The organism is Pseudomonas sp. NBRC 111119 (genome assembly GCF_001320125.1).
In the GTDB taxonomy this organism is placed as follows: Bacteria; Pseudomonadota; Gammaproteobacteria; order Pseudomonadales; family Pseudomonadaceae; genus Aquipseudomonas; species Aquipseudomonas parafulva.
In genome coordinates this window covers 24000-35680 of record NZ_BCAV01000013.1, presented here as the reverse complement: position 1 = coordinate 35680, position 11681 = coordinate 24000, and the positions used below count along the sequence as shown (strand labels likewise).

The window sequence follows — 11681 nt, the reverse complement described above, 5'->3', positions numbered from 1 at the left end:
TCAAGCGGCAACCAGGCGCACGCTGGCACCCTCGCCCACCCCTAATGCATCTGCCGCTTCCTGGCTCAGGCCCACTGGCTTGCCAGGCACCCAGTCCAAGTCCAGCAGCACGGCGCGGTAGTCCTGCAACTGGCCATTGCACACCAGGTAAGGGCGCCCGCCCTTGCCGGCAGCCTGCTCGACTTTCACCGGCACCACGCGGCTCTGGGCGATGGAACGGATGCCAGAAGTGCGCGCATGCAGGGTGGGGCCGCCATCGAAGATGTCGATGTAGTGCTCGGTTTCGAAGCCTTCGCGCATCAGGATGTCGAACGTGATCTGTGCCCTTGGGTGCACCTGGCCCATGGCCTCTTGCGCCTGGTCAGGCAACAGCGGCACGTAGATCGGGTAATGCGGCATCAGCTCGGCGAGGAACGTGCGGCTTTTCAGCCCGCACAGGCGCTCGGCATCGGCGTAGTTGAGGTCGAAGAAGTTACGCCCAATGGCATCCCAGAACGGCGACTCGCCCTGCTCGTCGCTGAAGCCGACTATTTCGGTGACCACCGAATCGGCGAAGCGCTCCGGGTGGGCTGCCATGAACAGCAGGCGACCCCGAGAGTTGAGTTCTGCCCAACCGCTGTTCACCAGTTCTGGCAGCACGTAGAAGCTGGTCAGCAGGCTGTTGCCCGTCAGGTCATGACACAGCGAAAGCACGTGGATCTTGTTGTGGATCTTCAACTCGCGCGAGGCGTGGACGAAGGTTTCATTGCGAAAACTGTAGAACGGCTCGGAATAGCCGGCCGACGCAACGATGGCCGAGCAACCGGCCAACTGGCCGGTCTGGCTGTCTTCGAGCACGAAGAAATAACTTTCCTCGCCGTTGAAGCTCACCTCGGCGGCAAAGGATGTTTCAGAGGCGGCGATCTTGTCGCCCAGGCGGGCAGTATCGTCCGGCAGAGACGTGACACCAATCGGGCTGTCTGCAGCCATGCGCTGCACTTCGTTCAGATCAGCCATTTGCGCAGGGCGCATCACCAGCATGGTGTCACTCCTTTGGAAGACGCGCCGTTCACGGCGGCACGTAAAAACGGCAGGCGCCTGGGCACCTGCACTGAAATCGGGTTTCACCGGCCTGCCTTGAGTGGGGCCAGGCCGGTGAAGGCACAGCAGGCCGGGTCAAGCCTGGGTCAGCGTAGCCACAGCACGTTCGAAGCGGTCCAGGCCGGCATCAATGTCGGCATCTTCCACCACCAGGCTGGGCGCGAAGCGCACCACGTCTGGGCCGGCCTGCAGCACCATCACGCCTTCTTTCTCGGCCGCATTGAGCACGTCCTTGGCCTTGCCCTGCCAGGCAGGGGTCAGCACGCAGCCCAGCAGCAGCCCCACGCCACGCACCTGGCTGAACAGGTTGTAGGTGCTGCCGATTGTTTCCAGGCGCGACTTGAAGCGTTCGTGCTTGGCCTTGATGCCCGCCAAGGTCTGCGGCGTATTGACCACATCCAGCACCGCACAGGCGACTGCGCAGCCCAGCGGGTTGCCGCCGTAGGTGGTGCCGTGGGTGCCGACGGCCAGGTGCTTGGCCAGTTCGGCGGTGGTGAGCATGGCGCCGATGGGGAAGCCGCCACCCAGGCTCTTGGCGCTGGTGAGAATATCCGGGGTGACGCCGTAATGCTGATAGGCATACAGCGAGCCGGTGCGGCCAACACCGGTCTGCACCTCATCGAAGATCAGCAAGGCATTGTGCTGGTCGCACAGCGCGCGGGCGCCTTCAAGGTAGGCCTTGTCTGCCGGGACCACACCGCTTTCGCCCTGGATCGGCTCGATCACCACCGCGCAGGTCTTGTCGGAAATCTGTGCCTTCAACGCTTCCAGGTCGTTGTAGGGCACATGGCTGATACCAGTGATCTTCGGGCCGAAACCGTCGGAATACTTGGGTTGCCCACCCACACTGACGGTAAACAGGGTACGGCCGTGGAAGCTATTGACCGTGGCGATGATCTCGTGTTTTTCCGGGCCAAAACGGTCATGGGCAACACGGCGGGCCAGTTTGAAGGCCGCTTCGTTGGACTCGGCGCCCGAGTTGCAGAAGAACGCACGGTCGGCGAAGGTGGCCTCCACCAGTTTGTGGGCCAGCCGCAGTGCGGGCTCGTTGGTGAAGACGTTGGAAACGTGCCAGAGGGTGTTGGCCTGCTCGGTCAGGGCCTTGACCAGCGCCGGGTGGCAATGCCCCAGGGCGTTGACCGCGATGCCGCCCGCGAAGTCGATCAGCTCGCGACCGGTCTGGTCCCAGACGCGGGAACCCTCGCCTCGCACAGGAATGAACGCCGCCGGGGAATAGTTGGGGACCATCACCTGATCGAAATCGGCACGTTGCACCGGGGCTTGCTCAACGGACATCTGAGTCTCCTGAAGAGGAACGCTGGCCTGGAAGTGGCGAGCGATGGGGGGATTGTAAGGATTGGACTGCGCCCGGCCTTGCGGCCAAGCGACAACTTGTTACAGCGCAACACCCGGTTTTAACCAGGCTTTCGGCAATGCGACAAACACTGTCGCAATCGCGCAGTGTACGGCAGAGCGAAGAGTGGGTGAACGGGTGTTCACATATAGAGGGCTGTGAGGTGCGCCCACGCGACCACGTTGCGACGCACTCAGCCCTTGTCGACCGCCGCCGAACTCAATTCGAACGGGCTGCTGCTGCGCCGCTGGTTGCGGTCTTCCCGCGGCGTGGCACCGAAGAAATTGCGGTAGGCACTGGAAAAATGCGGCCCCGAAGAGAACCCGCACGACAGGCCGATCTGGATGATCGACTTGCTGGTCTGCATCAGCATCTGCCGCGCCTTGTTCAGGCGCAGTTCCAGGTAGTACTGGCTCGGCACCCGGCTCAGGTACTGTTTGAAGATGCGCTCCAGTTGCCGGCGCGAAACGCACACGTGCTGGGCGATTTCGTCGGTGGTGAGGGGCTCTTCAATGTTGGCTTCCATCAGCAGCACCGCCTGGGTGAGCTTGGGATGGCTGGACCCCAGCCGGTTCTGCAACGGGATCCGCTGGCGCTCGCCCCCTTCACGGATGCGCTCGACCACCAGTTCCTCCGACACAGGCCCCGCCAGCTCTGCCCCGTGATCACGGGCCAGCACCGCCAGCAGCAGGTCGGTCACCGCCATGCCGCCGCAGGCCGTGAGGCGGTCGCGGTCCCAGTCGAACAGGTGACTGGTGGCAATTACCTTGGGGAAACGCTCGGCGAAATCATCCTGCCAACGCCAATGCACCGCCGCCCGGTAACCGTCCAGCAGGCCCAGCATGGCCAGCGGATACACCCCGGCAGACAACCCGCCCACCATGCACCCACTGCGGGACAGTTGCTTGAGGGCAGCGGACAGGGCGGCGCTTATACCGGCAGGCGGTTCGTCGGCCAGCACAAACAGCTTGTGGCAGCCTTCGAGGCGCCCGTTCCACGCCTCGCCAGGCAAGCGCCAGCTGCCGTCCTGGGCAGGCTCGGCCTGCAGAAAGAGCAGGTCGTAGATCACCTCAGGGTGCACCCGCTGCGCCACCTGCAAGGCTTCCTCTGCCAGCGCCAAGGTCAGGGGCCTGGTACTGGGCCAGATGAGAAAACCGATTCGCTGGGTGGTCATAGGGTGCGGTCCGAAACCTGGGGTCGTTCGATTCAATGCGCCGGGTCAGGCTGCGCGTGAAACGCAGCATGCCCTATTGTGGTGCAAAAAAGCAGCCTTTACTTGAGGCTGCCAGACAGGAACTGCTTCAGGCGCTCCGAGCGCGGGTTGGCCAGCACGTCACGCGGGCAGCCAGTCTCTTCCACCAGGCCCTTGTGCAGGAACACCAACTGGTTGGACACCTCGCGGGCAAAGCCCATCTCGTGGGTGACCACCACCATGGTGCGGCCTTCCTGGGCCAGCGCCTGCATCACCTTGAGCACATCGCCCACCAGCTCCGGGTCCAGGGCCGAGGTGGGCTCGTCGAACAGCATCACTTCCGGCTCCATGGCCAGGGCGCGGGCAATGGCCACGCGCTGCTGCTCACCGCCCGACATGTGCCCCGGGAAGGCGTCCTTGCGGTGGGCCACCCCCACCTTGGCCAGGTAGTGCTCTGCCTTTTCCAGGGCTTCCTTGCGGTTCATGCCCAGCACATGCACCGGGGCTTCGATGATGTTCTCCAGCGCGGTCATGTGCGACCACAGGTTGAAATGCTGGAACACCATGGCCAGGCGTGAACGCATGCGCTGCAACTGGCGGGGGTCGCCAGCCTTGAGCGCGCCGTCCTTGCCCGCCACCAGCTTCAGCTCTTCGTTGTTGAGCAGGATCTTGCCCGCGTGGGGCTGCTCCAGCAGGTTGATGCAGCGCAGGAACGTGGACTTGCCCGAACCGCTGGAGCCGATGATGCTGATGACGTCGCCAGCCTTGGCCGCCAGAGAAACGCCCTTGAGCACCTCATGGCTGCCGTAGCGCTTGTGCAGGTCTTGGACTTCGAGTTTGTACATGCTGTCGATTCTCACAAAGCGGTCAGTGCTTGCGCGGCGCCAGGTAGCCGAGCCAGCGGCGTTCGGCCATCTTGAACAGGCGCACCAGGATGAAGGTCAGGCACAGGTAGAACACGCCCGCCGTGATATAGGCCTCGAAGGGCAGGTAGTACTGAGCGTTGACCGTACGCGCAGCGCCGGTGATGTCGATCAGGGTAACGATCGACGCCAGGCTGGTGGTCTGCAGCATCATGATCACTTCGTTGCTGTACTGCGGCAGTGCACGGCGCAGGGCGGACGGCAACAGGATGCGGCGGTACATCTTCATGCGCGACATGCCCATGGCCTTGGCCGCTTCGATCTCGCCATGGGGCGTGGCCTTCAGGCTGCCAGCGATGATTTCGGCGGTGTAGGCACTGGTGTTGATGGCGAAGGCCAGGCACGCACAGAACGTGGCGCTGGACAGCAACGGCCAGAACACACTCTGGCGCACGGCTTCGAACTGGGCCAGGCCGTAGTAGATCAGAAACAGCTGCACCAGCATCGGTGTGCCACGGATCACGTAGGTATAGAGCCAGGCGGTGAGGTTCACCACCGGTTGCTTGGACACCCGCATCAACCCCAGCGGAATGGCCGCCAGCAAGCCGAAGAACAGGGAGATGGCCAGCAGCTTGAGCGTGGTCAGCAGGCCGTCGACGTACATCGGCAAAGCGTCCCAGACCACGTTGTAGTCGAAAATCATAGTTCAGCCACCTTCACGCCCACCGAGTAGCGGCGCTCCAGATACTTCAGCGCCAGCAGCGACACGCTGGTCAGCACCAGGTACAGCGCGGCCACCGCCAGGAAAAAGGTGAACGGCTCACGCGTGGCGTCGGCCGCCTGCTTGGCCTTGAACATCATGTCCTGCAGGCCCACCACCGAGATCAGTGCAGTGGCCTTGGTCAGTACCAGCCAGTTGTTGGTAAAGCCCGGGATCGCCAGCCGGATCATCTGCGGCACCTGGATACGGAAGAACACCTGACGGGCGCTCATGCCATAGGCAACGCCCGCCTCGGCCTGCCCTTTGGGAATACCCAGAAACGCACCACGGAAGGTTTCCGACAGATAGGCGCCAAAGATGAAGCCAAGGGTACCGATACCCGCCAGCAGCGGGTTCAGGTCGATGTAGTCATCGTAGCCAACCAGCGGCGCAACGCGGTTGATGATGTCTTGCCCGCCATAGAAGATCAGCAGGATCAGCACCAGGTCCGGGATGCCGCGCACCACCGTGGAATACAGGTCGCCCAGCCATGCCAGCCAGCGCACGGGCGACAAGCGCAGCGCCACGCCGATCAGGCCGAGCACGATGGCCAGGGCCATCGACGACAGTGCGAGCTGTAGCGTCAGCCACGCCCCGTCGAGGATGACTGCCCCGTAGCCTTTCAACATGTTGTGGTCCTCGACCTAGAGAATGAAAAATGGTGCAAACCTCAGAGCCTCTGCTGTTTGCACCATTGCACAGGGGTTGCCCGAAGCCTTAGTTGGTTTCCGGGCCGTAGATGTCGAAGTTGAAGTACTTCTTCTCGATCTCTTTGTACGTGCCGTTGGCACGGATGGCGGCGATGGCCGCGTTGATGCGGTCGAGGTTTTCCTTGTCCCCTTTGCGCACGGCGATGCCGACGCCGTCACCGAAGTACTTCACGTCGGTGAACGATGGGCCTACGAAGGCAAAGCCCTTGCCTGCATCGGTTTTCAGGAAGCCATCTTCCAACAGCGTGGCATCGGCCACGGTGCCGTCCAGGCGGCCTGCCGCCACATCCAGGTAGATTTCGTTCTGGGTGCCGTAAGGCACAACGGTAGCGCCTTTGGGTGCGAGCACTTCCTTGGCGAAGCGGTCGTGGATCGAGCCGCGCTGCACGCCGATCTTCTTGCCCTTGAGTTCATCCAGGCTGTCGCTGACGGTGGAGCCTTCCTTCATCACCAGGCGCGCGGGTGTGAGGTAGTAACGGTTGGTGAAGTCAACCGACTTCTTGCGGTCGTCGGTGATGGACATGGACGACAGGATGGCGTCGATCTTGCGCACCTTCAGGGCGGGGATCAGGCCGTCGAATTCCTGCTCGACCCACGTGCACTTGGCCTTCATTTCTTCACACAGCGCATTGCCGATGTCGTAGTCGAAACCGGCGATGCTGCCGTCGGGCTGCTTGAAGGCGAACGGAGGGTAAGCGGCTTCGATGCCGATTTTCAGCGGTTTTTCATCGGCCTGCGACACCAGGGAAAACACAGACAGCGCCAGGGCGCCAAGCAGTGCGAGCTTCTTCATCAGGTAACTCCATCGGTACGGGGCAATACAAGGCAGGTAACGGCTGCCCGATATGCGAATGGGTACAACGCGAGCCGCGCAGGGTTCGACCAAGGTCGCAGACCACGAGCGAGTGAGTGGCATTTTAACGACAGCCCGGTAGTCGATATTTCTTCAAAGCGACAACTACTTACAGAAGCGCTTGAAACCACTGCGGGCGATGTTGACAGCCTATGCAAAATATGCAAAAGCGCAAGAATATAGAACCTACGAGTCTAGCAATTCCTGGGCCTATTATTGGCAAAGCCTTGTAGTACGGCAAGTCCGGCGTTTCGCCAGCTGCCCTTACGCCTTGAAAATGCCCTGCAATGGGCACGGAGTGTTTCCTGGCGCCCCGGGGTGGTGCGCGGCGGTGACAGATCGGGTTACCGATGAATGTCGGGTAACAATAAAGCAAAAACCCCGCCGAATGTTCGGGCGGGGTTTGCAGGGGGCCACTAACAGCCGGCTTGCCGGCGATGGCCCGCTCAGGCAGTCGCCAGGTTCATCGCCTTGTGGGTGTCGATCAGGTGCTGCACCACCCCAGGGTCTGCCAGGGTCGAGATATCACCCAGTGCATCGTACTCCCCCGTGGCGATCTTGCGCAGGATGCGGCGCATGATCTTGCCTGACCGGGTTTTTGGCAGGCCCGGGGCCCACTGAATGACGTCTGGTGAAGCGATCGGGCCAATTTCCTTGCGCACCCAGTTCTTCAGCTCCAGGCGCAATTGCTCGGTAGGCTCAATGCCGGCATTGAGGGTGACGTAGACATAGATGCCCTGGCCCTTGATGTCGTGCGGCACACCCACCACGGCGGCTTCAGCCACTTTGGCATGGGCCACCATGGCGCTCTCGATCTCGGCGGTGCCCATGCGGTGCCCGGACACGTTGAGCACGTCATCCACACGGCCGGTGATCCAGAAGTAACCGTCCTCGTCGCGGCGCGCGCCGTCGCCGGTGAAGTACATGCCGCGGAAGGTCTTGAAGTAGGTATCGACGAAGCGGTCGTGGTCACCATACAGCGACCGCGACTGGCCCGGCCAGGAGTCGAGGATGACCAGGTTGCCCTCGGCGGCCCCTTCGATCAGGTTGCCCAGGTTATCCACCAAAGCCGGCACCACACCAAAGAACGGCCGGGTGGCCGAGCCTGGCTTGAGGGCCGTGGCACCTGGCAGCGGGCTGATCAGGATGCCCCCGGTTTCGGTCTGCCACCAGGTGTCGACGATCGGGCAGCGCTCCTTGCCCACGGTCTTGTAGTACCAGTTCCAGGCTTCGGGGTTGATCGGCTCACCCACCGAACCCAGCAGGCGCAGGCTCGAGCCGTCGGCGCCGTCTACCGCCGCCTGCCCCTCGGCCATCATCGCGCGGATGGCAGTGGGTGCGGTGTACAGGATGTTGACCTTGTGCTTGTCGACGATTTTCGACACGCGGGTGATGTCCGGGTAGTTCGGCACGCCTTCGAACAGCAGCGTGGTCGCCCCGTTGGCCAGCGGGCCGTAGACGATGTAGCTGTGGCCAGTCACCCAACCCACGTCGGCTGTGCACCAGTACACCTCGCCCGGGCGGTAGTCGAACACACGCTCATGGGTGAGCGCCGCGTACACCAGGTAACCCCCGGTGGTGTGCAGTACGCCCTTGGGTTTGCCGGTGGAGCCGGATGTGTAGAGGATGAACAGCGCTTCTTCGGCGCCCATCTCTTTCGGTGCGCAGTGGCTGGAGGCCACTTTCATCAGGTCTTCGTACCAGATGTCGCGATGCTGGTGCCAGGCGATGTCGCCACCGGTGCGCTTGCACACGATGATCTTCTGCACACTGCTGGTTTCCGGGTTGGTCAACGCCAGGTCGACGTTGCCCTTGAGCGGCGTACGGCGGCCACCGCGCACACCCTCGTCGGCAGTGATCACCACCTTGGACTTGCAATCGATGATGCGCCCGGCCAGGGCCTCGGGAGAGAAACCACCGAATACCACCGAGTGGATCGCGCCGATGCGGGCACAAGCCAACATGGCCACCACGGCCTCGGGGATCATCGGCATGTAGATGGTGACCACATCACCGCGGTGCACATCCTGCCCGCGCAGGGCGTTGGCGAACTTGCAAACCTGCTCGTGCAGCTCGCGGTAGGTGATGTTGCGGTGCTCGGAAGGGTCGTCGCCCTCCCAGATGATGGCCAGCTGGTCGCCGCGCTCTTCGAGGTGACGGTCGAGGCAGTTGGAGGAAACGTTCAGAGTGCCGTCGGCGAACCACTTGATGTCCACATGGTGGTCATCGAACGAGGTCTGCTTGACCTTGGTGAACGGCTTGATCCAGTCCAGACGCTGGGCCTGCTCACGCCAGAAGCCGTCCGGGTTGATCACCGATTGCTGGTACATGGCCTTGTAGGTGGCCTCGTCGGTCAGGGTGGTGGCCGCGATCTCGGGACGAACGGGATACAGTGGAGCCGCACTCATCTTATTTACCTCGGTGTAATAGTTGTTTTTGTATGGGACCGTTGTAACTGTACCAGAGCGATAAACGCCATTCGACGTTGGTAGTAATTTCCCCGGCAGGCCGCTGGAAACTGCGCAGGCAATGCTTTCACCGCCCGGCACTGCACACCCCGGGCGGACCGCAGGATTGTTACCAATTCTGCCAAAACACTTTATCAAAAGCGCCACTGTTTCAAGTTTAACCGTCGCCCTAGAATTCACCTCGCCAACAACGGCACATGGATTAACGACTGACACCCGCCCCCACACAGGCAACCGTTAATCTTCTTATTAAAGTAACTGATTGCAACAACTGCAGTCGCGGCGCCCAGTGTGCCGCGTGCGCCCCCTCACGGCCTTATATAGGTAAACGAAAAATGAAAGCGTTACTGGTATTGGTACTTGGCAGCTTGTGCGGTGCGGCAATGGCCGACGACGTCAAGGTTGCCGAGCAGATTCCGGTCGAACAGTACAGCTACTCGCAGCACTTGGACATCGCCCACGTCATTTCCCTGAGCGAAGTACCCAATGTCTGCGAAGTGGTGCCGGCGCGCATGACCTACGAAGACTCGCAGGGCCAGCGACACATCCTTGAATACCGCGTCATGGGCGGTGGTTGCTCGAATGGGTGATACCGTGTGAACGGGGCCCTGCGGGGCCCCTTCGCGGTAATACCTGCCACCCCAGGAAGTACAGGAAACTTCTCAACGCCTCGTAGTTAATAACGTGAGTCCAGCGACTTGCCGAGTTGATAATCCCGCAACTTGTTGGCAATCGTCGTGTGCGACACGCCTAGCCGTTTGCCCAATGCACGACTGCTCTTGAACTCCCCCATCAAACTTTCCAACACGGCCTTTTCAAAACGCCCCACAATCGCCGACAGATCACCCTCCAGCGAAAAATCCCCCAACGGTTGACGGACACCATAATCCGGCAGGCGTACATGCTCACTGTTCACCACGCCTCCTTCCGATAAAGAAACCGCCTGAAATACTACGTTTTCCAGTTGCCGAACATTACCCGGCCAGTTATAGGCAGCCAGTTTTTCCCGTGCAGCGGCGGCCAGCCGTGGCAGGGGGCAACCAATCTGCCGGCTGGCCTGGTCGAGAAAATGCTCCACCAGCCCGTCCAGCCCATCCATGCATTCACGCAAGGGCGGAATATGCAGGGACAGCACATTGAGGCGGTGGTACAGGTCCTGGCGGAATTCACCCCGCGCACAGAGTTCGGACAGGTCAACCTGGGTGGCGCAGATCACCCGAACATCCAAATAGACCTCTTCGTCGCTACCCACCCTTCGGAAGCAGCCGTCCTGCAAAAAGCGCAGCAGCTTCACCTGCAGCCGCGGGCTCATCTCCCCTACCCCATCGAGGAACAACGTACCGCCAGCGGTCAGTTCCAGCAGCCCCAGCTTGCCCTCCGCACGGGCGCCCTCGAATGCCCCGGGGCCATAACCGAACAGCTCGGTTTCAGCCATGGATTCCGGCAACCCGGCGCAGTTGAGGGCCATCAGCGGCGACTGGCCGCGGGGGCTGGCCAGGTGACAGGCGCGGGCCAGCAACTCTTTACCCGTACCCGTCTCGCCTTCGATCAGCAATGGCGCGTCCAACGGCGCCATGCGCCGCGCTTCACGGACCACGGCGGCCATCACCCGTGAACTCTGGAAGATGCTGTCGAAGCCGCGCAACTCCTGCTTGCGCACATTGTAGATGCGCTCGCCAATACGATCGGCGCGGTGCAGTGTCAGCACCGCACCCGCCAGGGCCTCGCTGTCATCGTGCTCGGATTGAAGCGGTGCGATATCCGCCAGGAACACCCCCCCTTTCACCTGGACCCGCAGCCCGTTGATACGCGACTTGTTGGCCCGCACCAGCTCCGGCAGGTCGAAATCCTCCACGTAACGCGCCAGCGGCATGCCCGGCACCTCGTCTACCCGCACCCCCAGCAACTGCGCCGCAGCCCGGTTGGCGGCGACGATGCTACCCGCCATGTCTACGGACAGTACCGGAAACTCCAACGCCCCGAGCAAGGCATTGAGCTCCATGTGCCGCCGCTCGCTGGGCATCAACCCCACTCGCTTGACCCCAAAAACGCCGGCAATGGCCTCGAACTTGGGCCGTAACGCCTGGAACTGCAGATTGATCAAGTTGGGGCAATGCAGGTAGATGGCGTTGCCGTGGTCACCTCCCACCTCGCCACGCAGCACGTTGATACCGTATTCCACCAACAGGTTGAGAATGTCCCGCAGGATGCCTATGCGGTTCTGACAATGCACTTTGATACGCATGCGCGCTCCAAGACCCGATGTTTATCATCCAGCCTGTAAAAATGTGTAAATTTAACTTTCCAAGATCAGGCTATTCACCGCCTGTATGCAGCGGATTTTCCAATGGCTAGCCCGATTTGTAAAATAATCGTTACGAATCGCACGCTCATTACCCCC

Annotated in this window: 10 protein-coding genes; 1 reads left to right on the top strand and 9 read right to left on the bottom strand. The window is 61.6% G+C overall.

Going from position 1 to position 11681, the window contains the following annotated elements:
• The 8 genes from aruF to acs all read right to left on the bottom strand — a co-directional run bounded on the left by aruF (position 1) and on the right by acs (position 9220).
• Positions 1–1020, bottom strand: a complete 1020-nt coding sequence (gene aruF / locus APH25_RS05945; RefSeq protein ID WP_060481402.1) for an arginine/ornithine succinyltransferase subunit alpha — start codon at positions 1018–1020, stop codon at positions 1–3.
• Positions 1021–1155: 135 nt separating this feature from the next.
• Complete coding sequence (locus APH25_RS05940; RefSeq protein WP_028635505.1) at positions 1156–2376, bottom strand: aspartate aminotransferase family protein; 1221 nt, start codon at positions 2374–2376, stop codon at positions 1156–1158.
• Between the two features lie 251 nt (positions 2377–2627).
• Positions 2628–3608, bottom strand: coding sequence for a transcriptional regulator ArgR (gene argR / locus APH25_RS05935; protein WP_060481401.1), 981 nt, complete (start codon positions 3606–3608; stop codon positions 2628–2630).
• A 98-nt stretch (positions 3609–3706) separates the two neighbouring features.
• Positions 3707–4471 carry an ABC transporter ATP-binding protein gene (locus APH25_RS05930; RefSeq protein ID WP_028635503.1) on the bottom strand — a complete coding sequence of 255 codons (765 nt, stop codon included), beginning with the start codon at positions 4469–4471 and terminating at the stop codon, positions 3707–3709.
• Between the two features lie 22 nt (positions 4472–4493).
• The gene (locus APH25_RS05925; protein WP_060481400.1) at positions 4494–5192 is read right to left on the bottom strand and encodes an ABC transporter permease; all 699 of its coding nucleotides are present in this window, start codon (positions 5190–5192) and stop codon (positions 4494–4496) included.
• Positions 5189–5878, bottom strand: a complete 690-nt coding sequence (locus APH25_RS05920; protein ID WP_028635501.1) for an ABC transporter permease — start codon at positions 5876–5878, stop codon at positions 5189–5191. The genes APH25_RS05925 and APH25_RS05920 overlap by 4 nt, the downstream gene beginning before the upstream one ends.
• Positions 5879–5966: 88 nt before the next feature.
• Entirely contained in the window at positions 5967–6752 is a 786-nt protein-coding gene (locus APH25_RS05915; RefSeq protein WP_060481399.1) for an ABC transporter substrate-binding protein, read from the bottom strand.
• A gap of 506 nt (positions 6753–7258) precedes the next feature.
• Positions 7259–9220 (bottom strand): acetate--CoA ligase, encoded by a 1962-nt coding sequence (acs, locus tag APH25_RS05910; protein WP_028635499.1) that lies wholly within the window; start codon positions 9218–9220, stop codon positions 7259–7261.
• Between the two features lie 395 nt (positions 9221–9615).
• On the opposite strand from acs, the gene APH25_RS05905 reads away from it, so the two are divergent.
• Complete coding sequence (locus APH25_RS05905; protein WP_028635498.1) at positions 9616–9870, top strand: DUF2790 domain-containing protein; 255 nt, start codon at positions 9616–9618, stop codon at positions 9868–9870.
• 86 nt (positions 9871–9956) lie between these two features.
• Here APH25_RS05905 and APH25_RS05900 read toward each other — a convergent pair whose 3' ends face one another.
• Positions 9957–11525, bottom strand: coding sequence for a sigma-54-dependent transcriptional regulator (locus tag APH25_RS05900; protein ID WP_060481398.1), 1569 nt, complete (start codon positions 11523–11525; stop codon positions 9957–9959).
• Positions 11526–11681: the final 156 nt, after the last annotated feature.

Bases quoted from the DNA above. Each gene is read 5' to 3' on its own strand.
- argR (WP_060481401.1), bottom strand. From the start codon at position 3,608: ATGACCACCCAGCGAATCGGTTTTCTCATCTGGCCCAGTACCAGGCCC.
- APH25_RS05925 (WP_060481400.1), bottom strand. From the start codon at position 5,192: ATGATTTTCGACTACAACGTGGTCTGGGACGCTTTGCCGATGTACGTC.
- aruF (WP_060481402.1), bottom strand. From the start codon at position 1,020: ATGCTGGTGATGCGCCCTGCGCAAATGGCTGATCTGAACGAAGTGCAG.
- APH25_RS05930 (WP_028635503.1), bottom strand. From the start codon at position 4,471: ATGTACAAACTCGAAGTCCAAGACCTGCACAAGCGCTACGGCAGCCAT.
- APH25_RS05905 (WP_028635498.1), top strand. From the start codon at position 9,616: ATGAAAGCGTTACTGGTATTGGTACTTGGCAGCTTGTGCGGTGCGGCA.
- acs (WP_028635499.1), bottom strand. From the start codon at position 9,220: ATGAGTGCGGCTCCACTGTATCCCGTTCGTCCCGAGATCGCGGCCACC.
- APH25_RS05915 (WP_060481399.1), bottom strand. From the start codon at position 6,752: ATGAAGAAGCTCGCACTGCTTGGCGCCCTGGCGCTGTCTGTGTTTTCC.
- APH25_RS05920 (WP_028635501.1), bottom strand. From the start codon at position 5,878: ATGTTGAAAGGCTACGGGGCAGTCATCCTCGACGGGGCGTGGCTGACG.
- APH25_RS05900 (WP_060481398.1), bottom strand. From the start codon at position 11,525: ATGCGTATCAAAGTGCATTGTCAGAACCGCATAGGCATCCTGCGGGAC.
- APH25_RS05940 (WP_028635505.1), bottom strand. From the start codon at position 2,376: ATGTCCGTTGAGCAAGCCCCGGTGCAACGTGCCGATTTCGATCAGGTG.